Annotated in this window: 26 protein-coding genes; 8 read left to right on the top strand and 18 right to left on the bottom strand. The window is 39.5% G+C overall.

Annotation, left to right across the window (positions count from 1 at the left end):
* Window positions 1–154 precede the first annotated feature (154 nt).
* The 5 genes from FS608_RS16275 to FS608_RS16255 all read left to right on the top strand — a co-directional run bounded on the left by FS608_RS16275 (window position 155) and on the right by FS608_RS16255 (window position 6,382).
* A complete protein-coding gene (locus FS608_RS16275) occupies window positions 155–2,245 on the top strand; it encodes a DNA topoisomerase III (protein WP_144552841.1) in 2,091 nt (696 codons plus the stop codon).
* Between the two features lie 102 nt (window positions 2,246–2,347).
* Window positions 2,348–3,616, top strand: a complete 1,269-nt coding sequence (locus tag FS608_RS16270) for an MDR family MFS transporter (protein WP_144552839.1) — start codon at window positions 2,348–2,350, stop codon at window positions 3,614–3,616.
* A gap of 339 nt (window positions 3,617–3,955) precedes the next feature.
* Window positions 3,956–5,188, top strand: a complete 1,233-nt coding sequence (locus FS608_RS16265; RefSeq protein WP_144552837.1) for an aminopeptidase — start codon at window positions 3,956–3,958, stop codon at window positions 5,186–5,188.
* 119 nt (window positions 5,189–5,307) lie between these two features.
* Window positions 5,308–5,697, top strand: coding sequence for a large-conductance mechanosensitive channel protein MscL (gene mscL, locus FS608_RS16260; RefSeq protein WP_144552835.1), 390 nt, complete (start codon window positions 5,308–5,310; stop codon window positions 5,695–5,697).
* Between the two features lie 49 nt (window positions 5,698–5,746).
* Entirely contained in the window at window positions 5,747–6,382 is a 636-nt protein-coding gene (locus tag FS608_RS16255) for a Bax inhibitor-1/YccA family protein (RefSeq protein ID WP_144552833.1), read from the top strand.
* A gap of 64 nt (window positions 6,383–6,446) precedes the next feature.
* On the opposite strand, the gene FS608_RS16250 is transcribed toward FS608_RS16255, so the two are convergent.
* The 12 genes from FS608_RS16250 to safA all read right to left on the bottom strand — a co-directional run bounded on the left by FS608_RS16250 (window position 6,447) and on the right by safA (window position 18,877).
* Window positions 6,447–8,189 (bottom strand): aromatic amino acid hydroxylase, encoded by a 1,743-nt coding sequence (locus FS608_RS16250; protein ID WP_144552831.1) that lies wholly within the window; start codon window positions 8,187–8,189, stop codon window positions 6,447–6,449.
* 38 nt (window positions 8,190–8,227) lie between these two features.
* Window positions 8,228–8,746: an RNA polymerase sigma factor gene (locus tag FS608_RS16245; protein ID WP_260871712.1), complete on the bottom strand. Its 519-nt coding sequence runs from the start codon at window positions 8,744–8,746 to the stop codon at window positions 8,228–8,230.
* Between the two features lie 97 nt (window positions 8,747–8,843).
* Window positions 8,844–10,175: a polysaccharide biosynthesis protein gene (locus FS608_RS16240; RefSeq protein ID WP_144552827.1), complete on the bottom strand. Its 1,332-nt coding sequence runs from the start codon at window positions 10,173–10,175 to the stop codon at window positions 8,844–8,846.
* 105 nt (window positions 10,176–10,280) lie between these two features.
* On the bottom strand, window positions 10,281–12,035 hold the full coding sequence (locus FS608_RS16235; RefSeq protein WP_144552825.1) for an FTR1 family iron permease: 1,755 nt from the start codon (window positions 12,033–12,035) through the stop codon (window positions 10,281–10,283).
* A gap of 30 nt (window positions 12,036–12,065) precedes the next feature.
* Complete coding sequence (efeB, locus tag FS608_RS16230) at window positions 12,066–13,358, bottom strand: iron uptake transporter deferrochelatase/peroxidase subunit (RefSeq protein ID WP_144552823.1); 1,293 nt, start codon at window positions 13,356–13,358, stop codon at window positions 12,066–12,068.
* A complete protein-coding gene (gene efeO / locus FS608_RS16225; protein WP_144552821.1) occupies window positions 13,359–14,210 on the bottom strand; it encodes an iron uptake system protein EfeO in 852 nt (283 codons plus the stop codon).
* A 147-nt stretch (window positions 14,211–14,357) separates the two neighbouring features.
* A complete protein-coding gene (locus FS608_RS16220; protein WP_144552819.1) occupies window positions 14,358–14,990 on the bottom strand; it encodes a response regulator transcription factor in 633 nt (210 codons plus the stop codon).
* Entirely contained in the window at window positions 14,983–16,038 is a 1,056-nt protein-coding gene (locus FS608_RS16215) for a sensor histidine kinase (protein ID WP_144552817.1), read from the bottom strand. The genes FS608_RS16220 and FS608_RS16215 overlap by 8 nt, the downstream gene beginning before the upstream one ends.
* Window positions 16,035–16,769 (bottom strand): cell wall-active antibiotics response protein LiaF, encoded by a 735-nt coding sequence (liaF, locus tag FS608_RS16210; RefSeq protein ID WP_144552815.1) that lies wholly within the window; start codon window positions 16,767–16,769, stop codon window positions 16,035–16,037. Before liaF ends, FS608_RS16215 begins: the two co-directional genes overlap by 4 nt.
* A 330-nt stretch (window positions 16,770–17,099) precedes the next feature.
* Window positions 17,100–17,744: a PspA/IM30 family protein gene (locus FS608_RS16205; RefSeq protein ID WP_144552813.1), complete on the bottom strand. Its 645-nt coding sequence runs from the start codon at window positions 17,742–17,744 to the stop codon at window positions 17,100–17,102.
* A gap of 21 nt (window positions 17,745–17,765) precedes the next feature.
* Window positions 17,766–18,113, bottom strand: coding sequence for a lmo0954 family membrane protein (locus FS608_RS16200; protein ID WP_144552811.1), 348 nt, complete (start codon window positions 18,111–18,113; stop codon window positions 17,766–17,768).
* 149 nt (window positions 18,114–18,262) lie between these two features.
* Complete coding sequence (safA, locus tag FS608_RS16195) at window positions 18,263–18,877, bottom strand: SafA/ExsA family spore coat assembly protein (protein ID WP_144552808.1); 615 nt, start codon at window positions 18,875–18,877, stop codon at window positions 18,263–18,265.
* A gap of 117 nt (window positions 18,878–18,994) precedes the next feature.
* On the opposite strand from safA, the gene FS608_RS16190 reads away from it, so the two are divergent.
* The 3 genes from FS608_RS16190 (at window position 18,995) to FS608_RS16185 (ending at window position 21,258) form a co-directional block, all read left to right on the top strand.
* The gene (locus tag FS608_RS16190) at window positions 18,995–19,369 is read left to right on the top strand and encodes a DUF1360 domain-containing protein (protein ID WP_144552806.1); all 375 of its coding nucleotides are present in this window, start codon (window positions 18,995–18,997) and stop codon (window positions 19,367–19,369) included.
* Window positions 19,370–19,463: 94 nt separating this feature from the next.
* Window positions 19,464–19,610 (top strand): hypothetical protein, encoded by a 147-nt coding sequence (locus FS608_RS30355; protein ID WP_186328766.1) that lies wholly within the window; start codon window positions 19,464–19,466, stop codon window positions 19,608–19,610.
* A gap of 118 nt (window positions 19,611–19,728) precedes the next feature.
* Complete coding sequence (locus FS608_RS16185) at window positions 19,729–21,258, top strand: FAD-dependent oxidoreductase (RefSeq protein ID WP_144552804.1); 1,530 nt, start codon at window positions 19,729–19,731, stop codon at window positions 21,256–21,258.
* Window positions 21,259–21,316: 58 nt separating this feature from the next.
* On the opposite strand, the gene FS608_RS31320 is transcribed toward FS608_RS16185, so the two are convergent.
* From FS608_RS31320 to FS608_RS16160, 6 genes are all read right to left on the bottom strand, one after another.
* Complete coding sequence (locus FS608_RS31320; protein ID WP_260871711.1) at window positions 21,317–21,451, bottom strand: hypothetical protein; 135 nt, start codon at window positions 21,449–21,451, stop codon at window positions 21,317–21,319.
* 56 nt (window positions 21,452–21,507) lie between these two features.
* Window positions 21,508–22,977 (bottom strand): amidase family protein, encoded by a 1,470-nt coding sequence (locus FS608_RS16180; RefSeq protein ID WP_144552802.1) that lies wholly within the window; start codon window positions 22,975–22,977, stop codon window positions 21,508–21,510.
* A 105-nt stretch (window positions 22,978–23,082) separates the two neighbouring features.
* Window positions 23,083–24,228 carry a DEAD/DEAH box helicase gene (locus tag FS608_RS16175; protein ID WP_144552800.1) on the bottom strand — a complete coding sequence of 382 codons (1,146 nt, stop codon included), beginning with the start codon at window positions 24,226–24,228 and terminating at the stop codon, window positions 23,083–23,085.
* 106 nt (window positions 24,229–24,334) lie between these two features.
* The gene (locus FS608_RS16170; RefSeq protein ID WP_144552798.1) at window positions 24,335–24,634 is read right to left on the bottom strand and encodes a DUF5658 family protein; all 300 of its coding nucleotides are present in this window, start codon (window positions 24,632–24,634) and stop codon (window positions 24,335–24,337) included.
* A gap of 154 nt (window positions 24,635–24,788) precedes the next feature.
* Window positions 24,789–25,637, bottom strand: coding sequence for an MBL fold metallo-hydrolase (locus tag FS608_RS16165; RefSeq protein WP_144552796.1), 849 nt, complete (start codon window positions 25,635–25,637; stop codon window positions 24,789–24,791).
* A gap of 158 nt (window positions 25,638–25,795) precedes the next feature.
* Window positions 25,796–25,996: a heavy-metal-associated domain-containing protein gene (locus tag FS608_RS16160; RefSeq protein ID WP_144552794.1), complete on the bottom strand. Its 201-nt coding sequence runs from the start codon at window positions 25,994–25,996 to the stop codon at window positions 25,796–25,798.
* Between the last annotated feature and the right edge of the window lie 161 nt (window positions 25,997–26,157).

Here is a 26,157-nt window from a genome sequence, read left to right as displayed (position 1 = left end):
TAAGCTTTTTTGTCAATTTAATTTTCAGAATTTTAGGACGATAATACTTTAGCAAGATAATAAATGAAAGGAAAAAGGCTCAGGTTACAAAATATCTTGAGATTCCGTTATACTATATAAAGGTTAAAATGGATGTACCCTGAAAGGAGTAAATATGAAATCTCTTGTACTTGCAGAAAAGCCAAGTGTAGCCCGGGAACTTGCCCGCGTTCTTGGCTGCAATCAAAAACATAAAAGCTATATGGAAGGAAATCAATACATTGTCACATGGGCACTCGGCCACTTAATCGAATTAAAAATGCCAGAGCATTATGATACGAAATATAAAACTTGGAATTTAGAGGATTTACCGATTATTCCACAAAAAATGGGCTTGTTGGTCATGAAGCAAACCAACCATCAATTCCGTGCGATTGAATCTTTAGCAAAACGGAAAGACATTAACGAATGTATCATCGCAACTGATGCTGGTCGTGAAGGTGAACTAGTTGCTCGCTGGATTCTTGAAAAGATTCGATGGAACAAGCCCTTAAAAAGGTTATGGATTTCTTCGCAAACAGATAAGGCCATTAAAGACGGATTCAAGCAATTAAAGCCTGGTAAACAATTTGAGGACCTTTACCATTCGGCCGTTTGCCGTGCGGAAGCTGATTGGTTAATTGGATTGAATGTAACAAGAGCACTAACAACGAAATATAAAGACCCACTCTCGGCTGGTCGGGTTCAGACCCCTACTCTTGCCCTTGTATTGGAACGAGAACAGCAAATCCAATCCTTTGTTCCAAAGGAATATTGGACGATTCGAGCCGATATTGGCCCACTTTCAACAGATTGGGATCGGGACAATGAAAAGCGCATCTTCGATAAGGCAAAGGCTGAAACCATACAATCAAAAGTAAATGGGAAAAAGGCGGCGCTCGATAAAATAGACCGCAAGAAAAAATCAGAGCCACAGCCACTGCCATATGATTTAACCGAACTACAGCGAGATGCTAACAAGCGGTTTGGTTTCTCGGCAAAAAAGACATCATCTGTTTTACAACGCCTTTATGAGCAATACAAATTGGTCACTTATCCAAGAACTGATTCACGTTATTTAACCACCGATATGATGAACACTATGACAGACCGCTTGCATGGCATGGCTTCCGGGTATAAGGAAGAAGTTCGTCCCCTGCTTGCAAACAAGGGGACTGTGCTCGCCAAACGCGTCTTTAACAATGAAAAGGTAACAGACCATCACGCGATTATCCCAACGGAACAAAGGCTTAATCTTAGTGAACTTGATTCAGATGAAAAAAAACTTTATGACATCATTGCTCGACGTTTCTTAGCACTGTTTTTACCAGCTTATGAATTTGAAACCATACAGGCAACATTTAAAGTTGAAGGCGAAACCTTTACCGCCAAAGAAACAAATGTAATTGAATTGGGCTTTAAAAAAGTGTTAGGAAGAGAAGGATCGGAACAATTGGCTACTGGACTGCAAAAATTAGCTCAAGGTCAGTCCTTTTCGGTAAAAAATTGCTCACTAAATCAAAAATGGACGGATCCGCCGCAGCGCTATTCCGAAGCTGATGTTCTGGCTCAAATGGAGAAATTCGGCCTCGGGACGCCAGCAACAAGAGCAGAAATTATTGAAAGACTTGTGGAAACGGAAGTCGTAGAACGACAGAATGGACGCTTCCACTCAACAAAAAAAGGCAAGCAGCTTATTGATCTTGTTAATGATGAATTAAAATCACCGGAACTAACGGCTAAATGGGAACAAGAACTTGAGAAAATCTCCAAAGGAAAGGCGGACCCGAAAACCTTTTTACAAAAGATTCGCCGCCAAACGGAGCAGTTGGTTTCTGAAATTAAAAAAAGTGAAAAATCCTATCGTGCCCACAATTTAACCGGTTCAAGATGTCCTGAATGTAACGAATTCCTCAAGGAGCGGAATACAAAGGAAGGCAAGATTCTCGTTTGCTCTAGTCCAGAGTGTTCCTTCCGAAAACGTAAGGATCCAAAGCTTTCCAACCGCCGTTGTCCGCAATGCCATAAAAAAATGGAGATTCATAATGGAAAAGCCGGCGCGTACTTCCAATGCCGCCGCTGTAATGTCGTTGAAAAAGCAGAAGACAAGAAAAAAGCCGTCAATAAAAAAGAAGCACAAAAGCTCGTCCAGAAATATACCCAAAAAGAGGATTTTGGAACCAGCTTAGGTGATTTACTAAAACAAGCCTTAAACAATCAGGAATAAACATAAATGGTAAGCACTTAGGTTGTGCTTACCATTTATGTTGCAAGTTTTTCAATTTGGCCAGTATTATGCTTGGTCAAAATTTTAGAAACGAGGTCATGTATGAGAATTAGGGATTGGGATCCTAATTTAAAGGTTCGCTTATTCAGCGAAGCGATGATGAACATCACGTTTTGGATGTTTTTTCCTTTCTTAACGATTTACTTCGCAGAAGAGTTCGGTAAAAGTAAAGCAGGATTATTATTAGTTTTTTCACAGATTTTTTCAGTACTTGCTAACCTTATGGGCGGATACTGTGCTGACCGGTTCGGTCGGAAACGGATGATGGTTCTGTCGGCAATTGGTCAAGGACTTTCATTTATCGCATTTGGCTTCGCTAGTTCACCCTGGTATGAATCCCCGTGGATGGGCTTTGTCGCCTTTGCAATTGCCGGTGTATTCGGTTCCTTTTATTGGCCGGCTAGCCAAGCGATGGTAGCGGATGTTGTCGATGAGAAAGACAGAAGCAATGTATTTGCTATTTTTTACACATCCATCAATATTGCGGTTGTAATTGGCCCGATTCTAGGTGCGATTTTTTATGTTCATTACCGGTTTCAACTTTTACTTGTCGCTGGGTTAGTCTGCATTTCCTTGGGACTTATTTTAGCCAAATGGACTCGTGAAACAGTCCCGGTTAATCAAAGTGCTTTTTCGTCTGACGGGAAATGGTATTACTTTTTAAAAAATCAACTGAAGGATTATTCACTCATTGTTAAAGATAAAACCTTCCTGCTATTTATCCTTGCGGGAGTATTAGCGGGGCAAACATTTATGCAATTGGATTTGTTGATTCCAGTTTATATAAAGGATGTCTTTCAAGATCAGAGTCTATTTTCAATTGGGAATTGGTCGTTTTCGGTTAATGGTGAGCAAGCATTTGGTTTGGTGCTCGCAGAAAATGGCTTCCTTGTCGCTCTGCTGACAGTAATTGTCACAAAGTGGATGAGTACTTATTATGAAAGAAATGTATTTGTTCTCTCGTCAGTTGTGTACGCCCTTTCAATGATTCTTTTTAGTCAAACCACGTGGATTTGGGGTTTAATGATCGCAATGGCGGTTTTCACTTTTGCTGAATTAATGGGGGCTGGGCTCCAGCAAAGCTTTGTATCACGACTTGCTCCAGATCATATGCGAGGTCAATACTTCGCTGCCGCAAGCCTTCGGTTTACCATAAGCCGAACCATTGCACCGCTTGCAATTCCAATGACGGTATTGCTTGGTTATAGCTGGACGTTTTTCGTGTTAGTTTTTCTAGCCTTGTTCAGTGCTGGGATGTACTGGGTCATGTTCCATTCATTTGAAAAACAAAATATTAAATCACATATATAAATACTGGTCAATAATCTCTTAATATTTGTACTAAATTGTTCACATTTGCCCAATTTGTATTATAATTACTTATAAAGATAATCAATATAAGGGCGGTGGAAACAATGGAATTATCCGAGTTCATGGCTCCAACATCATTATCAGGTATTATTACATTCTTAGTACTATTTTCCGCAGGTGTTTATTTTAATATAAAAGTATACGGCAGCAAGATGCAGTAAAGATGAAAATCTTTACTGTTTTTCATTTTTAGGCGTTCTCAAACTTAATTGGTAATAGTTTCTTTTTCTAATTAATAACGCTACAATATAGGAAGATTCAGAAAAAGGAGGCATACATATGAATGAATTTCAAACAACCCTTGAAAAATATGCTGAACTAGCTGTTAAGGTTGGTGTAAATGTTCAGAAAGGTCAAACCCTAGTCGTTAATGCTACTTTAGATGCGGCGAATTTTGTTCGTCTGATTGTTAAAAAAGCCTACGAAACTGGTGCTCAAAATGTCATCGTCAACTGGAACGACGATACTGTGACGAGAACAAAATATGACTTAGCTCCAGATGAGGCTTTCCTTGAGTATCCTTTTTGGCGTGCCAAAGAAATGGAAGACCTAGCAGCCAAGGGTGCAGCCTTTATGTCAGTTATTTCTACTAGCCCAGATTTATTAAAAGGTGTGAATCCAGAACGGATTTCTAACTTTAATAAAGCTGCCGGAACAGCATTGGCCAATTATCGGAAGGCCGTTCAATCAGATAAGGTGAGTTGGACGGTTATCGCCGCTGCGTCACCTGCATGGGCTGCAAAGGTATTCCCTGATGAGCCTGCTGAAAACCAAGTCAATAAGCTTTGGGATGCGATTTTTAAAGCCGTACGTGCAGACGTTGAAAATCCAGTAGAAGCTTGGAAGAAGCATGATGAAACCCTCCATGAAAAAGTTCATTATTTAAATGAAAAACGATACCAAAAGCTTCATTACACAGCGCCTGGTACAGACCTAACAATTGAACTTCCTGAAAAACATATCTGGGTAGGCGCAGGCAGTGTGAATGAGAATGGCTTTGAATTTATGGCAAACATGCCGACTGAAGAAGTATTCACTGTACCCTATCGAACAGGTGTGAATGGTACAGTTGCCAGTACAAAACCATTAAGCTATGGTGGAAATATTATTGACCGCTTTTCAATTACCTTTGAAAATGGAAAAATTGTTGGCGTGAAAGCAGAAGAAGGCGAAGAAATTCTTAAACGTCTTGTTGATACGGATGAAGGCTCCCATTATCTTGGTGAGGTTGCACTTGTACCATATAATTCACCAATTTCCCTATCAAATGTCCTATTCTTTAATACATTATTTGATGAGAATGCCTCAAACCATTTAGCAATTGGAAGTGCCTATGCTTTCTGTATTGAAGGCGGAAAGAAAATGTCTTCTGAAGAATTGAAAGAGAACGGTCTGAACGAAAGTATCACCCACGTCGACTTCATGATTGGTTCCACTGAAATGGACATCGATGGAATCACCGTTGATGGCAAAACAGAACCTGTGTTTAGAGGCGGGAATTGGGCTTTTTAAATGATTCAAGCACAAAAGAGCAGGGTCTCCTGCTCTTTTTCTATGTGAAAATAAGTTTGCTATTTTATTGAATTAAAGGATACAATGTACATTCAGAATATAGCTTGGAGGACGTTCTTATGTGGAGTGAATTTAAACAGTTTGCCATGAAAGGCAATGTTATTGATTTAGCTGTTGGTGTTATTATCGGTGGGGCGTTTGGAAAAATTGTCTCTTCTCTTGTCGCGGATATTATTATGCCATTAGTTGGGTTAATCATTGGAGTAGTTGATTTTTCTGATCTTGCCTATGGAAAGTTAGCGTATGGTAAATTTATTCAAACAGTGGTCGATTTTTTAATTATTTCTTTTTCAATCTTTTTATTTGTGAAGTTTATCAACCGCTTTAAAAAGAAGGAAGAACCAGCTGAAGTTGTTGTAAAAGCGGACCCAACAGTAGAATTATTAGCAGAGATTCGCGACCTTCTAAAAGAAGATAAAGATTTTTTCAGAAAAAATGAAACATCTTGACCCATTCATCGTATATCTTTAGTAACAAATAATTTTTGAGGTGAAAAAATTGTATACACAAACATCTACTGAATTCTTGCCCTCTGTTATTCGAACGTTTGCGCTTTCCCTTGCGATTGCTTTCTTGGGCACAATGGCAGGTGTATTTGTACCAGATAGTTTATTTATGCCGTTAGCAATTCTAGAATTTGTCATGCTCATGATCGCATTCTTTTTCAGACGTAAAAAGGCCATTTCTTATTCATTTCTATATCTCTTTACATTTATATCTGGAATAACGCTTTTCCCAATCGTAGCCTATTACACAGCTGCAGCAGGAGCAAACGTGGTTGTTATGGCATTTGCTAGTACCACCGTGGTTTTTACAGGCGTGGCTATCTATGCAACGAAATCAAAACAAAACTTTTCCTTTTTAGGTGGATTCCTGCTCGCTGCTTTGCTAGCCTTAGTGGTTATTTCCATTTATAATATTTTCTTTCCATTGGGCTCAACCGCAATGCTTGCTTTCTCCATAATTGGAGTAATCGTATTTAGCGGTTATGTTCTGTTTGATTTCAGCCGTATGAAGCATTACGGGGTTAGACCGGAAGAAGTACCATTGATGGCATTAAACTTATACTTGAATTTTATTAACCTATTTGTAAGCATCCTTCGCATTTTTGGAATTTTATCTAGTAAGGACTGATCAGAAAAGCGCTGGAGCTGGATAGCATAAGAAAGGAGCTTGGATTCCCCAAGCTCCTTTTCCTTTATCTATTATTAATTAAAGTGAATCCGCGTTGAATCACCTGATTAACTGATTTCCCCCAATTTTTGTTTCGTAATAGTTCGGAAATAATTTTCACATTGGGATGACTGTTATTTTGCAACTTATAGATTTCTAGAATTTCCAGTCTCAATAGCCACTCATTTGGATATTTCTGATCTAGGACCTCTGTTACTTTCTCCAATCTGGTCCAACTCTGTTCATTCCATGCCATTCCTTCCCGTAAGCTGCGGATTTCCGCATATAGGCTTTCAAGTTCATTGAGTTGCTGAACTTCTGCTTCCTCCATACTGTTTGTTTCATCTGTTGGCCAATCAAAAAAAGCGTCTGGATCTGCAGCGCCTGCAAAAACTGATGTAATTCTTGCACCAACAGCCATATCATACGTCCCCCATGATGGCTCAAATAGGACTTGCCCCTGATAGCTTACTTGGCAATCCTTAAAAGAGATTAAGATGGGCTTTCCTTCTGACATCAAAATTGACTTAACAATCCCCTTCACATTGACACCGCTTTCAAATTCCAACACGGTCTTGCTGCCCTCAATGATTCCTAAATCCTTTAATTGAGTGGGTGAGCATTTCTCTAATGCAATCTTTCCTTCCAGACCTCCTATTGGTGTTCCAAAGCCCTTGTGATGTGTATCTTTGCCATGACCATTTAATTGTTTCTGGTCAAAAGATAATGCGGTCTGCCCTTTGGTTCTGATATAAACAGCCTCTCCCTTATCATCCTTCCATATGGTTGCCAGTGTCCCTGTCACTTGCAAGCCAGACGAGAAAACAAATGTTGCAAGATTATCAGATTGTAAAGCTTTTTCAAGGCTTTCCGTGCCGCCTTTCTTAAATGCCATTGTCGAAGCAAATTGATCAATAGCACCTGCCAGTTCATTAAAATCTTTACAGACAAATAATTGCGGCTGTGGCTTGGTAACATCATAAGGTGTCTTAATACATTCCTCAACTGAAAATGGAATCTTCTTCACGTCATCGGCTAGACAGCTTTGACTTTCACCTACAGATGAAAGCAAACCAGCTCCATAGATCTTGGGATCACTAAGGTCACCAATCAAGCCATACTCAACCGTCCACCAGAAAAGCCTTGAAACCATATCGGCCTCAGATAGACCCTTCACCTTTTGTCTTGCTTCTGCCACAAGCCTTTCTGCCTCTTTCACCTGTTCAGGGGTTGAATTAGGATCTTCTGCAACAATGGTTAAATGGCGGACGGCTTTAAACACTTCTAATTTTTCTTTACTAGCGAGTGCTTTTGCCCCCATCTCACCAATTTTCCTTACAAATTCCCGATAAGATTGATCTAATAAAATCGGCGCATGTCCTGCTGCTTCATGAATCATATCCGGTGCAGGTGTATAGGCAATGTTTTGAATGTTTCTTATTTCTGTCGCAATCGGTAAAAGGCCATTTGCCAGAAAGCCATAAAATACGGAACCAGGAATAAGGCCATCAATCGTAACGGCCCCCCAGCCAACTTTTGCCAAGCTCTTATTCATATCGTCAACCTTTGGAATGGACTCAGTTTTAATACCCGAATCTCGTAAGCCATTTACATATGCGGGATGAGCGATATCCTTTAAAAAGTAATGGTTTTGCTTCATGACGAATCGCCACACCGCGTGATCGATAGGTGTATATTGATGGTAATACTGTTTTGAAATGTATGGCTGTAAGTGCGCCTGGCCTCTTTTTTCTCCTTTTCCAGTCATGGTGAACATTCTCCTTCACAAAGAATATTTTACTGGTATCATGCGAGTGACTGCATTTTTGGTCGGAGTCTTTCCTTTGCCCTTCTCATTCTTGTTTTGACTGTAGACATAGGAAGGTTACTTTTTTTCGCAATTTCGACGAGAGAAAAGTCTTGATAGTAATATAGATAAATAGGATATCTATAGATTTCCGGTAATAGGTTAATCTTTTCAGCCATTTGTGCCGCAGAAAATTTATGTAACACTTCCTCTTCTGGGATAACCGTTGGTTCGAAAGAGGCTGAATAGGAATAAACTTCTTCCCTCCAAAATTGCTTGGATTTATTTTCTTTCCGCCAATAGTCACGGCATTTATTGATGGCAATCGTATAAAACCATCCTTTATATTTCGATTGCTCCTTTATTGAAGGATATGCTAAATAAGCAGAGAGTAATACCTCCTGATAGATGTCCTCCGCAAGTTCTTTATGCCTGACCAATGATAAAATATATTTATAGATTGCTCTTCCGTATTCCATGACCACTTCTTCAAATGATGGGGTACGTTCATTTTTCATTTTCCTAAACCTCCATGTTGAAAAATACCTTTTCATATTAATAGACGGAGTGGAAAGTGTAACCCCTACAGTTTTGAAGTAATTTTCTCTAAATTTATCATTTAGTGGGATTTTGAATGAGCCGCTGCATAAATAAACTTATTCCGATTTTTTTGCAAATGGTTATATAATGCATAAGCGCCAACAAAACAGCACCTGTATTCATCCCAATAATAACCCCGTTCATTCTCCATTCTGGCATTGCTGCAAGCAGGAGAATGAGTGCAAAGGAGATGATGGTCGACCAAATGATATGAATAAATGTCTCTTTAAGTAAATTAAGTCCAAACAAAAAGGCCTGCATCGGCATGATAAAGAAGTGGAATAAGAAAAATGGCCAGAGTAATTGTAAAAATATAGCTGGTGTTTCTGATTTAAAGAAAAGCGATGTTAACTCCGGTGCAAAAAAGTAGAAAATTGCTACTGCTGCGACCCCATATACAAAGGTAAGCTTCATCACCTGTTGAAGCATTTTATGGAGCCTTTGATAATCACCCTGTGAGTAAGTCTTGGATACAGCTGGAATTAGAACGACCATAAGGGAATGGGCAATAAAGGCTGGGAAAAATCCTATTGACATGGCCACTCCCATCAGCAGCCCAAATTGCTCAGTCGCTACTGTTTCGCTCATTCCAGAACGAACCAACGCTGCCTTAATGATAAAGGGCTGTATGGCACCAGTGAATGCTGAAAACAACCGAAGACCCGTGGTTGGAATCGATACTGACATTAAATTCTTCTGGACTACCTTGCGTTTCATATTAGAAAATGGCTGTCGTTTCAATTGCTGAAACTGGATAATGAACATGTAGAATAAGTATAGGAACACAACAATCTCGCTTCCAATAAATGTACCAATTGCGATTAGCAATGACTCGGATGTGTCGAAGGCAAACAAACGAAAGAGGAGAAACAATCCAGCGAGTTGAATGGTTTTCCTTAAAAAATTAGAAACTGCTATTTTCCCCATTTGTTGCTTTCCCATAAAATATCCCCTCGCGACGGACGTAAAGGAAATGATTGGGATTAAGATTAAAACAAGCCATCTAACATATGGATGATATTTATCAAACACAGGAATAAACGGAATGATCACAGTAGCTGCTAAAAAAAGGACCGCCGAGAATACAATCGTAATCGTAATGGCATGATGAAGGATATTACGGTGATAACGGTCTTCCCTTTCTGCAATAAATTTTGAAATTGATACAGGCAGCTCAAAGCTTGCTAGCAAAACAATGAAGAATATTGATGGCAAAATGGACATATACAGTCCTAGCCCATGTGGTCCTAACTCTCGAGCAAGAATCATATTTACTAAAACTTCAATACCTTCCCCCAAAAAAGCAGCGGCAGCTAAAAAGAATATTCCCTTATAATATATCCTCAATTTTTTCTCCTCCATACTAATCTCACTTATATAAACTTATGAGACAAGTTCTTTGATTAGTAGGAGAAAATTTTAACAGAAACGAAAAAAGGACCTAAGGCCCTTTTAAATGTTAGTAATGACTGTTCTTTTTTTAATCATCCATGTCAACCCCAGAATGACGATAACTAATAATAACTGGGTAATCGTTGTTTCCAAAGTTGGATATAAACCAATCCAATCAATAAACGGAAGCTGATGCACGGTGCTTGTCGACAACACATCCGAAATCTGCAGCGCATGAATACTAATACCGAGAATTTTAAAGGCTAAAATATAAATAAGAATAGTTGCCGCTTTAAAGAAAAAGCGAATCGGTATTTTTACACTATAGTAAATAATAGCGAACCCAACAATGGCCAGGATTCCCACTGCCAGGATTACACCCAAAACCAATTGCTGCATACTAATGTATGGGGTGATTCCTGTATAGAATATGATGGTTTCTGCTCCTTCACGGAACACAGACAGAAAACTAATGAAAGCAAATGAAACTAAACTTCCTTTGGCAATGGCTTGTTCCATTTGTTGATTTATATATTTATTCCAGTTCCCAATACTGGATTTATTATGGAGCCATGCTCCAACTGTTAACATCATAATTACAGCAACAACTCCAGTAATTCCCTCTATATATTCTCGGCTGGAAGCTGCAACGATACGGGTAAATACAATATTAATAATAATGGCTAATACAGCACTTGCTAGAATACCTGCGCCAACACCCGCCCAGATCCATTTCTGTTTCGCACCCTGACCCATTTTCTTCAAAAAGGCAAGCAATGTAGCGACGATTAATAACCCTTCTAACCCTTCGCGCAGCAAAATTAATGCTGCATCCCATAAAGAATAATCAGTTTTACTAATTAGCGGTGCAAGACGTGAATTTATTTCTTTTACAATCTCCTCCGCCTTGGGACCATCGACTTTAGCAGAACTTAAGAGGCTAATAGCTGTAGGTATTTTGGTTTCAAGATCACTATACAGCTTACTATCCCTCGTCTGAACATCTCCTTCGACCATTGGCCAAACGTTTAAGACTTCATTTAACTGGTTTTCGGCACTATTATAGTTTTCTTGTGAAATCTGTGATTCTGCCTTACTCAATAATGCTGAAAGATCCGATAGTGAATAATCACCTTGAACCTGTTTAGAAACCTTCCCTGCTAAGAAATTTTCCACTTCACTTGATAGCTTCTCGATATTTGTTTTCGCCTTATCTAAATCGACCGGATTCTGGGTGATCGCGATTCGAATTAAAGCCATGTATTTTTCGACACTGCCGTAGGTGACAATGCTCTCGTCATGGACAATTTTTTCCGAAGCATTCCATTTATTTAGCAAGGATTGATATTGAGTTTTCAATACTGCCTGATTTTCGTCCTCAATCGATTTCTTGAATGTGGCAATGAGCGGCATCATCTGCTTTACTTGTTCTTTTCCCTTTTCTTTATCTTGTGGATTTTGTTCTTGGTCATAAAGAACCACCGCACTGGACAGAGACGAAAGACTTTCAGACAGAACATCTTTTTCTATTTTCCCTTTAGTTAGTAAACTTTGAACCTCTTGAAGCGCTTGTTCAACCTTTTTAGCCTGTTCACTATCCTTGTTCTTAATCGCTTTCCATTCTGTTGCAAACTGTTCCATATTAGTGGAAACGGTTGATTGGTCTCCATCCTTGGCTTTCATTAAACTATCACCAATTAGAACGAAAAGTTCATCATGATTCACTTCTGCTTTCGCTGGATGAACGGTTTGAAAAAAAACGAAAAACATCATTAGAATTAAAATAGATTTACTTTTTGTTTTAAATCGTAACATGTGTCTCTCTCCTCTATATTAGGAAAAACTCTAGTTAAAAAGGGTTTCTCCTATAAAACCGCCTGGTTTGGTTCCCGGTAAACAAGCAAAGATGGCACTTCCTCTATGGGAAATATATTCATTTAATTTATCCATTGTGGCCAATCTATTTTGTATCGGAATAAATTGTTTACTAGGAGCACGTTGGAAACATAAGAACAACAGGCCTGCATCAAAGCTGCCGGTCTTAAGGTCCATTCCATCTGAATAGGAATAGGCCCTGCGCAGAATTTGCTGTGAACCGTCCCCATGAGATAAACGAGTATGCGAGTCTGCAGGGATGCTATATTCGCCTTTTTCATTTTTTTGCTTCAAATCAAGTTTTTCAAATTCACTTTTTTGCCCAATTGGTGCACCGTTTTCACGATAGCGGCCAAAGGTATTTTCTTGATCTTTTAATGTGGTACGATCCCACACCTCAATAAACATTTGAATTCTTCGGACGACAAGATAACTTCCGTTCGCCAACCAATTTGGGCCATCACCAGGCTGAACCCAAACCTGTTTGTTCATCTGTTCTGCATTGTTTACATCAGGATTGGCTGTGCCATCTTTAAAGCCAAACAAGTTCCTAGGTGTTTCATTTTTTGGATCTGCTTGTTTCGTGCGTTGAAACCCTGTTTGCGCCCAACGTAAGATCGCCTTCCCTCTAGCAATTCGAATCAAATTCCTCACCGCGTGAAAAGCTACTTGCAAATCATCCGCACAGGCCTGAATACAAAGGTCCCCACCGGTCCATTCGTCTTCCAACGCATCCAGTGGAAATTTAGGCAAATCCACTAATTCTTTTGGCTGCTTATGTTTTAGACCGAATCTGTCGTGATTGTCTTTTACAAACAAACTAGGACCAACTCCGAATGTAACTGTTAAATTAGAAGCAGATAATCCAGCGGCCTCCCCAGTATCTTTTGGCGGGAGAAACTCATTACTCGAAAGATCTCCGACTGCTTTCCCTTCAGATAATAGCGCGGCTGCCTTTGTCCAATCCTTGAATAATTGAACCAGGTCTTCTTTTTTGGAGGTGGTTACATCCAAGGAAACAAAATACACATGGTTTTGTGTTTTTGTGGTGATCCCGCTTTGCTGTTTTCCATAGAAGGGAACAATATCATGGGCCTCTTTAGTAGTGGCTTTGCTTTCCGTAATCGAAAGCAACCCTCCTAATCCAGAAGCACCAAGAATCACTCCGACACCCCCAACACCGGCCGTTTTAAGAATATCTCTTCGCGAAATCTTTTTTCTGATTACCGAAGATTCATCGATGATGTTTGTATTCTTTTCCAATTAAGACGCCTCCGTAACAAGTCCTATTTGTGAGAGTGGTTCTGCTAGTGCATCAATCGCCTGACTTAGTTCTTTTACTTGGTCCTTTGTTAATTCAGTGTAGAGTTTGTAGCCATCTCCCTTTTTGTGCTGGTTCAATAAACGGTACACATCATCAAAACGGGCTTGAATTTCCTTTGAAACGGCCTCATCTTTTTTCGTTAATGCCGGATTAAGCAATTGATAAATCTTTTCTGCTCCCTCCACATTGGCAGCAAAATCATATAAATCAGTATGGGAATAACGGTCCTCTTCGCCTGTTACTTTTGAAGTGGACACCTCATTTAAAAGGTCAACAGCGCCAGTTATCAATAATTCTGGTGTCACTTCAACGGTATCTACCTTGGCACGTAGGAGATTAACATCTTTCATTAACTGCTCCGCGTACTGCTCATATCCTTTAGTGGTTTTTTCAATCCAAAGACCTTTTTCAATCCGATGGTACCCGCCCCATTCTGCTTCAGGAACATCGCCTTCTCGTGCATCAATCTTCGGATCTAGGTCACCGAACACTTCCGCAATTGGTTCGGCACGCTCATAGTGCATCCGCGCTGGTCCATAAAGGGCTTTGGCTTTTTCGATTTCTCCCTTTTTAACAGCAGCTGTAAAGGCGTCTGTTGCCTTAACAAATTCTTCAATTTCTCCTAAGGCATATGCCCTGTAATCATCTGTAACCCCAGTGAGCGAAGCCTGACTCGCAGCTGCTTTTTCTTTTACCTTTTCTTTTGTTGAAGTTTCCTCTGTATTATTTGAACATCCAAATAGTAGACTGCTAGATAAAATTAAGGTGCCTGACACTTTTAATAGTTTCATGTATGTAATCCTCCGGTATCTATATTAATGATAATCATTTTCAATAAAATCATCATACCAGTAAATGAGAACCTTTTTCAATTATATTTTTATAATTTTATAAAAAAGGCAAAAAAAAACTTTCCAGATTTGGAAAGCCTTCTAAATTTATTTTATTAATGAATGCTTAAATGCATAGATGACTGCTTGCGTTCGGTCTTGTACGTTGAGCTTACTCAAAATATTGCTGACATGGGTTTTGACGGTTTTGAGGGCAATAAATAACTCATCCGCAATGTCCTGATTGGTTTTTCCTTCAGCCATTAATAATAATATTTCAACTTCACGAGATGTAAGGTCTTCGTGTGGCAAGTGTGTATTTTTTTGACGCATTTTTACCATCATTTTACCGGTAACTTCCGGTTCAAGGACCGATTGCCCATGGTATGTAGCGCGGACCGCATTGGCTATTTCACCAGCTTTAGATGTCTTAAGCATATAGCTTGTAGCTCCAGCCTCAAGTGCAGGATATACTTTTTCATCATCCAAGAAACTGGTTACTATGATGATTTTTGCTTCAGGCCATTGTTCAATGATCCGTCTTGTGGCTTCAATTCCGTCCATTTCCTTCATAACTAAATCCATTAAAATAATATCAGGGCGAAGTTCGAGAGCAAGCTCCACACCTTTTTTTCCATCGTCTGCTTCCCCGACTACTTCAATATCTGGCTGTGCAGATAAATAAGAAGAAACCCCGATTCTTACCATTTCATGGTCATCAACAAATACTACTCTAATCATTGGCACCATCTCCATTAATCATCACCGGAACCTTTACTTCCAGCCTTGTTCCTTGATTTTTTACACTTACTACTTTTAACGTACCGCCTACTTCTACCGCACGCTCATGCATATTTTGCATTCCATAGGAACCCGCCTTCATCTCGGTTACATCAAAACCAATTCCATCATCAACAATCCTTAAGATGACCAAGTCGTCCCGTTTAACCATTAGAACTTCGAGCGAGCGTGCTTTCGAATGTCTTAAAGTATTTGAAATAGATTCCTGCAGAATTCGGAAAAGATGATCTTCCACACCTTTATCTAGGGGGAAGGCTTCCGTTTTCCATTTAATATCCATTTCAACCTTTTGAGATAATTCGATTAACAGCTCTTCAATTCCTTCTTGGAGTGTTTTATTTTTCAAGGCAACCGGCCGCAAATGTAAAAGGAGGGCACGCATTTCCAATTGGGATTGGTGAATCATTTCTTCGACAATTTTCAGTTGCTTCGCTTCGCGGTCATTTTCTACTGGTGATTGCTGCTTTGTTTCGTTAATGGCTGACATCATCATCGAAGCAGCAAATAATTGCTGACTGACAGAGTCGTGAAGCTCACGGGCCAGACGGTTCCGTTCTTGTTCAATTATTTCTTGAATTCTTCCTTCTAGGTCTTCTACCTTTTCGGTCGCTAAGCGTTGTGAGAGTTTAGCTTGCTCAGACATCTGCTTGCCGATTTTGTCAATTCGGTTGGCAATTAGTTGCATTTCCGAGATCACCGGTTTCTCCTTCACTTCTATCTGTTTCCCTTCCTCTAATAAATGCAAGGAATGTTCAACCGAGAGAAACTGTCTTCTCCAATACATCCCAGAGAACGCACCTAAAAGTATTCCGACAGCAATACTAAAGGCCGGGATAAAGATAACAAAGGGAATATTCATGAACTGTTTACTCCACAATTCGGCCCAACTGCCCAATGGGAAAACAAAGATAAAAATGGCACCGATAATGATCGCAATAAAAAAGGAAAAGCCGACACTCCAGAAAATTTGGCGCTGGGTTGTGCTCATATCCGGCTCACCTCTAAATTTCCGACTACGAGCGAAGTAAATATTTTGACTTTGTGCTCGGCTGCCTCATATCCAGGTGTCTTTACGTGTAATACCCGATTGAAAAGTTTCGAGTCATGATGCTCGAAAACACTTGTTGAACCTACTATGCAGGAGTGCTGAATACTTACTTCTATATCATAAGGAACAAGGATTTGAATATTCCCAACGAGATTTCGTATAAAGATAACGGTTTCCCCTTTTGGAAGCATCGTAAAACTAAGATCAATGATGGTATCGCCAATACCTGCCTGGATGTTTACATCATTCCATTTATAGGCACCAGCAGGAGTCTTCTGTTGACCAAGAACAATATTTTCAAATAATGGTTCTGTTTTAATCAGTGTTTCTTGTTCCACGGTTTCTTCTGCTAGGATGATCTCCGGTGATATCTTCTTTGGATGCTTTTTTGAATTAATAAACTGAATGAAAAAATGCAGTAAAATGGCGAGCAAAAAGAACCTAAACGTCATCATGTTGAGGACACTAATTACAAAGAAGATTATTCCGCCGATAAACAGTATCTTCCCTCTCTTTTTCCCCGTACGCTTGCGGCCGAGAAAAATCATGCCGCCAGATATGATAAGGGAAAAAATAAGCCCACTGTTGAAAAATAATATTTCCATGACTAGAATGATCGCACCAATAATGAACATCCAGCCTAAATAATCATATTTGGTATTTTTAAACATGGACCACCCTCCCTTACAAATGTCTGGCTCATCATTTATTTTAATGTATTACGAAAAGCGCAAGCGCCCTGGTCAGCGGCGTATGGCCTGGAGCGCTCCAACTGAGATAAAGGAAACACGAAGAGCCGGAGGCGCATTCGTGCTTGACTTATCGTAGGGCGGAGAGCGAAGGACACTAGCCGCTAGGGCGCTGGAGCTAGACAGTAATCTAAGTTCAAAAACTTATATTTTCTTTTCATTGGACAAAAGGCGCAGAAAGCCTACGCCTTTTATACATGCGCGCCATGTGCATGGCGCCTTCGCTTTTCTTTTAGCATACCATATTTGTAATTAAATGGACTTGCTTTCTTCTAATTTCATTTCTTTTTCTAACTGGGCGATCCGAGCATCGATGGTATTGCGATAAAACGAACTATTCACTTGATGCTCTAAACGGTCAAGATAGTTTTCAATCTCTTTAAACTTTGAGTAGGATTTATCTGAATAAGTATTTGCATCTAGCACTTGGTTGATTTGATGGTTTGCACGGGTCACATTTTCACGTCCCATTAATTCCATCCTTCTTAGGTGCATATCCTTGATTTTGTGCTTCATTTCTTCATATTTTCTTTCTAAGTCTGATAGTTGACTTTTTACCTGTTCAAGTGATCCACTTAAGCGGGTTGCACGATCTGCATATTGCTCATACTCTGAAGAGGCAAACTGATAAAGTTCTGTTTCGCCAGCCTTAGAAGCAACATCCGCCTGGTATTTTCTTTTTTCTGCTAACTGAGCTGCCTGCTGGTATTCTCTTGTAAACTCATCCTTCAATGTATATTGACGTTCTAACAACTTTCTAACTTTCTCCGTTTCTTGCTCACATTGACGCAGGTATTGATTCAATAAGGCGATTGGATTTTTTTTATCTTTTTGATCAAGTGCCTCGTGTAAATCGGCTGTAATCGTATTTTTAATTCTTGTAAATAAGTTTGTCATGTGAATTCTCTCCTTTTAATCCTAATAATTTTTCATTTCTTTCCATTGTTTTTCAAAATTAGCAAATGGGTCTGATCCTTCATTCACGGCAGTATCCTTATTTTGGTTCCACTTTTTATAAACGAGGTATAAAACATAAGCTGCTGCCACTCCAATGATGGCTGGGGCATTATGAATAGAGGCCATCAGGACGATGAAGCCAATAATCCCAAGCCCGATTTTTCCTCCTATAGTTTTAGCTTTTAAGAACTGTTTGAATATGAAGTATAGGAGTACTAAGCTAACCAGTAACCCCACCATTGGACCAATGGTTGAAAGCAAGATCACTGCTGCAATTCCACCTGCTAACAATAAACCGAATTTTTTCATTTTGTTTTTCTCCTTTCGTTATCTTGATATCATCTTACCTCTTTTCTTTGGCTGTCATAATTGCGCTTTAGCTTGATTTTTATATCAGTCCTAAGACGTAGAAAAGGTCAGTCCCTAAGCGAAATGCTTAAGATACTGACCTTTTTTTACTATTTAGAAATAAACATCTGTACCCAATAGTGTCTGGATGAGCCGCCCTGTGCGTAGCCAACACCGATATAGGTAGATCTCGTGCTTAAAATATTTGCTCGGTGACCAGAGCTATTCATCCAAGCTTGCACAACTGATGCTGGTGTTGTTTGCCCTGCTGCAATGTTTTCAGCAGCTGAACGATAGGAAATCCCAAAGTTTTTCATCATATCAAATGGACTGCCATACGTTGGACTCGTATGACTAAAATAGTTTTTATCTCTCATATCATTTGCCTTATAACGAGCCACTCTTGACAGTTCCCAATCCGGTGTTAATGCCTTCAATCCATTTTTCGCACGTTCCTGATTGGTTAATCGAATGACCTGACTTTCAATGTTTTTGACTGCATCGTAACTTGGAATAGTCACTTTTTGACCTGGATAAATCAAATTTGGGTTTGTAAATTGCCTATTTGCAGAAATAATCTCGGAAATTCCAACCTGATACCTGACAGCGATCTTCCAAAGTGTGTCTCCCGGCTGAACGGTGTATATTTGCTGGGCAAAAGACACGCTTGGAATACAAAGTAGTGATAATAAAAACAGAAAACTAAACCAAAAAGATTTTTTCATTTTTTCGCCTCCTCCGAATATATAATCCTGAATTCAGGCTCAAAATATACAATGGATTAAAAAATTTTATCAGCTTGATTAGTTAAAAATTTTGTCTACATAACGGAGGAATAAAAAGTGAATGAGATTTCATGGATGACATATATAATGTTAATTTTAGCGAGTTATCGTTTAACCCATTTAATTGTTTTTGATAAGATTACTGAATTTATCCGTAAACCTTTTGTTAAAAAAATTAAGGTGGAAACAAAAGCTGGCATTGAAACAAAGGAAGTTCCGACATCGATGTTCGGTTATTTACTGAAATGTTATTGGTGTGCAGGTGTTTGGAGTGCGATTTTGCTTGGGGGTACCTATTTACTCTTTCCACGGGTTACCTTTGTGGTCATCTTAATTTTATCGATTGCCGGCGGCCAGTCGATTATTGAAACCTTTGTCGGTGTTAATATCAAAAAAGTGGACTATTATGCCTCACTTAAGAAAAAAGACTAATAGAAATTCGTTGGAAAAATCCTCCCCTCTTTTGCATATATTTTTAGAAAAGCTTAAGACGTTCGTCTCTTAAGCTTTACAAAGGGGGAATACAATGGCTGCAATTTGGTGGGTCACAACGATTGGTTTATTTATATTTCTTGTTTGTATTGGCGGAACATTCTACTACTTCCTTAGAAGTTCCTTAAATACCGAAGACTCGACCCGAATTGATCCATTGGAAATTGACAAAGAGGAGTAGGAACCCTGCAAACGCTGGGTTCTTTTTATGTTAAGAAAATCCTTCCTTGATTACATTTATTTTAACTCCTTTGGGAAAATTAATTTTGATGTCATTTTTTTAGGCTGGAGGAGTATATATGAGTTCATCTGAAAAAATTCCACAATTTCCAAAAACGTATTGGCGTGAAATAGAATTACCATCTTTTAAGAAATTAACTGAAGATATATCTGTCGATGTTGCCATTGTTGGAGCGGGGATTACAGGGATTACAGCTGCATATTTACTTTCGAAGCAGGGGGTAAAGGTTGCCATTCTAGAGGCTGGTAGTGTTTTGAATGGTACCACTGGACATACCACTGCGAAGGTAACCGCACAACACGGGTTAATTTATGATGAATTTATTAACCATTTTGGAGAGGAAAAGGCTAGACTGTATTTTGAATCACATATGAATGCCATGCAATTTGTGGAAAGTAATGTAAACGAAAAAGGAATCGATTGTGATTTTAGCAAACAAGATGCCTATATTTATGCGGTCACCGATGAATATAAAGAAAAGCTGGTAACAGAGTGGGAAGCTTATAAACGACTTAATATTGATGGAGCATTAAAAGATACGATTCCATTCAATATCGAAGTGAAAGCGGCCTTAATGATGCGAAATCAGGCTCAGTTTCATCCCCTTAAATATTTGAAAGCTCTGTTGGATGAAGCAGTGCAAGCCGGATGTATGGTGTTTGAAAATACTACTGCTACCGACATTCAAGATGATGATCAGCAGTCAAAAGTTGTTACAAAATCCGGCTTCAACGTCACTTGTACTAAAGTGATTATTGCCTCTCATTTCCCATTTTATGATTTGCCAGGTCTTTATTTTGCCCGTATGTATGCAGATCGCTCATATGCAATCGGAATTAAAACCGACAAAGAGTACCCTGGCGGAATGTATATTAGTGCGGACAGTCCAACCCGTTCGATTCGTTATACACCAGTGAATGGCGAAAACTTGATTATTATTGGCGGTGAAAACCATAAAACAGGTCAAGGGATTGATACTATTGCCCATTTTGAAAATCTTGAGACATTTGCCGAAGAAGTTTTTGGGATTAAGGAATATGATTACCGCTGGTCTGCACAGGATTTAGTTACACTGGACAAGCTTCCATATATCGGTCCGATTACTTCTGAGCGGGAACATATTTTAGTGGCTACAGGATTTAAAAAATGGGGGATGACAACAGGAACCATGGCTGGCCATTTATTAGCCGATTATGCGTTAAACAACGAAAATCCGTACAAACAGCTTTATTCACCGTCCCGTTTCCAAGCTGACCCGGATTTAAAAAGCATTGTCAGCACCAATGTGGATGTCGCTAAACACCTCATCAAAGGCAAGCTTGAAATTGTTCCGGGAGATCCGGACGATCTGTCGGATGGCGAAGGATCTGTTGTGATGTATAACGGGAAAAGGGCGGGGGCCTATAAAGACGAGAACGGTAAGCTCTATATCGTTGATACCACTTGCACCCATCTTGGCTGTGAATGCGAATGGAACCATGCAGAAAAAACATGGGATTGTCCTTGTCACGGCTCACGGTATGCTTATTCAGGCGATGTAATCGAAGGACCTGCTAAAAAAGCATTAAAATTACTTGCTGAAGAATAAGTCTGGGTTATTACAAGTTACAAAAAGCGCCTCCTTGCTCAGAAGGAGGCGCGCTTTATTATTTACTATTTGGACGATTGTGTTTTATCCCTTCACCAGTTGTGAATTCAACCAGTTCTTCACTATCTCTCATTTGCTTTTTGCGATTATTATTTCGCTGAGCATTTTGATTTCCTAGCTTCTGTCTTCCCATACGTACCAGCTCCTTTTTGAGAAATACATTGATAGTATGAGTGAAAATAATTAGTCTTATTCTTTTTCAAGGACCGGCGCTTTTCTAAATTTTGTCATTTGCTCAAATGCATAAGCCACTTCGATTAAAGATGGCTCACTATATGCCGTTCCTGCAAAAGTAATCCCAACTGGCTCCCCTTCTGCCGTATAACCAGCTGGAACAGCAATGGATGGATAACCAGCTTTTGCACTTATATGAGAGCCTTCCTCACTTGGAAAAACAATCACATCCAGGCTAAATGTTTCCAAAGCAAAATCAATTCCCAGTTTTTTCGAATGATAATGGTCGAACTCCAATGCGTTTACATAAGCTGCTTCTGTTAACGATCCACTTGTTTCCTCAGACTCGATTAGGACCGCCTGACCGTATTTGAGCATTTTCTCTTCATTGTTCTTATTAAAATCAATGAGGTCGGATAAATTTCTAATAGGTATCGATGGATGGAGGCTGTTTAAATATGCATTAAGATCTGGTTTAAATTCATAGGTCAAAACATCATACTTCCAATCTGCTTTGGCAGATGGAATCTCAATGGTATCGATCACGATTGCACCAGAGGTTTTTAATTTATCAACTGCTGCAAGAATCACCCTTTGTTTCTCTTCACTTAATAACTCGATAAAACCTTCTAGGGCTAAGCCAATTCTTTTCCCGTTTAGTCCATGCGTCAATAGATGATCGGAAAAGTCTTTTTGAGCAAAAGGATTTGTTTTGGTAATAGGATCTTTATCGTCGCTTCCACAAAGTGCTGTTAGAAGAATTGCTGCATCTTCCACCGTTCTAGCCATCGGGCCCGCTGTGTCCTGGGTATGAGCAATTGGTATAATCCCTCTTCTACTAATCAGTCCTACTGTTGGCTTGATTCCCACCAAGGAGTTTTGACAAGCAGGATTTAAAATCGATCCCGATGTTTCAGTTCCTACTGCCGCTGGTGCGAAGTTAGCTGCAACGGCTGCCCCTGAACCTGAGCTAGACCCGCCCACATCAAACTCACCTGGGGCATATGGGTTCAATACCTGCCCGCCACGTGAACTATAACCGCTTTTCATCCCGATTGCCATGAAATTGGCCCACTCAGTCATATTTGTCTTTCCAAGAATGACTGCTCCTAATGACCGTAATTGTTCTGCCACAAATGAATCATGGAGGGCAATCGAATCTTTTAAGGCAAGGGACCCAGCGCTTGTATGCATTTTATCGTGTGTATCAATGTTATCTTTTATTAAGATGGGAATTCCGTGCAATCGACTGCGCGGACCTTTTTCTTTTCGTTCGGCATCAAGCGCTTCTGCTATCTGTACTGCATCTGGATTTACTTCGAGGATGGAATGCAGGTACTTATCATACTTAGCGATTCTATGTAGGTACATTAATACAAGCTCTTTTGATGTAAGCTCACCTTGTGTAAATTTTTCTTGGATCTGTGTGATCGTAGCTTCTTCAAACCACTCTACATCCATTTCTTTTAATTTTGGGTCTTCCATGTTTGTTCCCCTCCCCTTTCTCCTTAACTATTCAAGAAAAGGAATGAAATTGCTTTGCACATTAAAAGAAGACAGCGGATTTTCCTCCACTGTCACTGCTGTCCATTATTTTCTTAGTTTTTGGTCTCTTTGTCCTTCTTCAGCGATAAGTCCTTTGTAAAATACTCTCTTTTTAACTGGTACCTTTAACTCACGGCAATACTGTTTCAATTCACGCTCTTCTCTCTCGGTAACGAGTGAAATCACAATCCCATTCGCACCCATTCTTCCTGTTCTTCCAGCTCTATGCACATACTGTGAGATATCCTTCGGAGAATCGATATTAACCACGTGGGTAACTCCTTGGATATCAAGTCCTCTTGCCGCTACATCAGTAGCAATTAGCATCGTCATTTTTCCATCACGGAACGACTTTAATGCAGCCTGTCGTTCGAGCTTTTTCATGTCGCTATGCAAGATTCCAATGGATAGCTCTTTAAAATGTAGTTTTTCCTTAAATACTTCAATTTCGCCGATATCATTAATAAACGCAAGCGATTTACTATTTTCTAAGCGAGTGATTTTTTCAAGCATCTTGATTTTATCCCTGGGCTCACAAGAAAAATATATATGTTCCACTTCTCCAGAAGAAGCAAGTTCATCCTTTTCGATCCGAAGAATTTCTGGGTCCTTGGTCATTTCCTTGGCTAATTTCTCTGTTGCTGGTTTCATTGTTGCAGAAAACAATACCACTTGGCGATCGCTCATGGTTGATTTCACAATATTTTGGACTGTATTAAGATGTTCGTGAATTAGTAGTTGATCTCCCTCATCGAGAACTACCAGTTTTACTTCATGCATTTTCACTTTTTTCTGTTTAATCAATTCAAGTAAACGACCGGGTGTAGCAAATATTACATGCGGGCGTTTCTTTAACTTCTCAAGTTGCCGTTTCATATTGGCTCCCCCAATAATGGAAGTGCCCCTGATTCCGCTGCCCTCAGACCACTTTTGAAATTCTTGGTAAACCTGCATCACTAGCTCTTGCGAAGAAGCCAACACAATTGCTTGGAGGGATTGTAAACTAGGGTCCATTTTATCTAATAATGGAAGTAGATAAGCTAGCGTTTTACCAGTACCTGTCGGTGACTCGGCAATTAAATCCTTGCCTTCAAGAATCATCGGAATGGCCGCTGCTTGAATGGAAGTCGGCTGTTGAAACCCAGACTTTTCCCAGGCTGCCTGCAAGTATGGTTTTAAAGTTTTTAACATAATGTACTCCTTTATTTAAAAATCATTTTTCTTATTATTTGTCTTTCCATATCGTATTGATACTAACGTAATAAGCTCAGAGTGTCTAGTTAGCAATAGTGTCAAGTCATGCTGCAGAATTAAAATAGAGGGCAATCCAAACCATATGATAAATCAGGACAGAGAAGTAAAGAACGCAAGTGGAAACCAAGAGCATCCGAATCCAGCCTTTTAATGGATGTAAGTAAAACAACCCAAGCAAGGTTAGGGGCAAAAAGATTTTGATCATGTAGAAATAAGACCAGCTTTTCTCAATGACAAGTTTCATCATCGGATTCCCTTCAGAAACGATACCTGAAGCAATCCCAACATGCGTCAGGACAGCATCTAATAGTCCGGCAATTAGCAGGAATAAACAGAGTCTCATCACTACCACCTCAGGAAGAATTAGTTTATTAGTTTCCATTATTTCTAGTAATACTTATGCTGATACCTATAAATCCTTGCACCTGTTCTCAAAAACGAACATGTCAATCATACAAAAGAGCTGCATGCGTAGGCAGCCCTTTTTTTCAGGATATTTAATTCACATATTTTCCACTCTTGGGACGGCCAATCTCTTCAAAATGCTCCACCAAATACTGAAGACTTACTGCTAGTTCTTCACCGTCCAATGGAAGCCCGTGACCAGTCACCACTACTTGCGGCTTAAGCGCCTCTAGTTTTTTCACCGATTCAAATGCCGCATCCCAATCAGTCGTGTAATATTTAGGAGGACCGCTAATCTCTTGTGTTTGCATCATTACTTTATAGAGTGATTCTTGTTTTACGGTTACAAACGCATCTCCGGCAATCAGCGCCTGGTCTTGTTCACGGAATAAACTGATATGGCCTGGTGTATGTCCTGGTGTATGTACCCATTTCCAATTAGGCATATGGGGAACAGTTCCATCACTAGGAAGCACTTGAACATGGGCACTTATATTAATTCCATGGTTTGGGAACATCGGCGACAATTTCGCAACAAGTCCGCTATCGACATTTGGGTCACCGGGTGGATAGTCACGTTGCCCTGTTAGAAAGGGGAGCTCAAGTTCATGTGCATAAACCGGGATCTTCCACTCCTCCAACAATTCAGCAACTGAACCGACATGGTCAAAATGTCCATGCGTTAAAACGATTGCTTTCGGAATGGCCCCCTCACCAAAATGTTCTTCAATCATTTCAATTATTTTTTCTGCAGACTTTGGCATTCCTGTGTCTACTAGTACAAATTCCCCCGATTTATTCGGTTCACCAACAAGTACGAGGTTCACGATTTTGTCGGTATAACAATATATATCTGGTAAAACAGCCATCCCTACACCATTGCCAATCGAGGTCATCGGAAGAAAAGTTTCTTCAAATTTACTATCCTGATTACGCTCCAAAAAAATCCCTCCCTTTTTGCTTATTATTTAACTGGAAGGGAAATTTATTACTGTCGCTCATTCAAGTTCAGTTGTAACACCTATAATATTATAACGAATTATACGTTCTTAATAAAGTGATTATATTCATAAAAAAACTGCCCACTTTGAGCAGCCATTTAATCAAATGTTCGCAATGCCATTTTATAGAGGTTTCGATTTATTTCCTCGGAGTGAATCAGGCTTTCATTAAAGTTTATTTGAAGTTTCCCACTGCCTGTTAAGATTTTAACTTTTTCAATCCCATGGGTTCTTTGTATTTCTCTTTTTATTTTTCCGATACATCCTGAGCAAGCGACTTCGTTTAATGCTAATTCCATGATACTCAGTAGAATGGACCCCCTTCACCTCTTGGTTATCTTTATTGTAATGGGAATGATTCTCATTAACATTGATCTAAATCAAGAAAACCGGAATTGATGTAAATCACTACAAAGATGAATCAAAACAGCTACTATGAAGTTATTAGAAAGTTGGAGGA

It is taken from the genome of Bacillus sp. X1(2014) (genome assembly GCF_007678255.1).
Note: the sequence above shows the minus strand (reverse complement) of the source record. Positions and strands in the feature narration are given on the sequence as shown.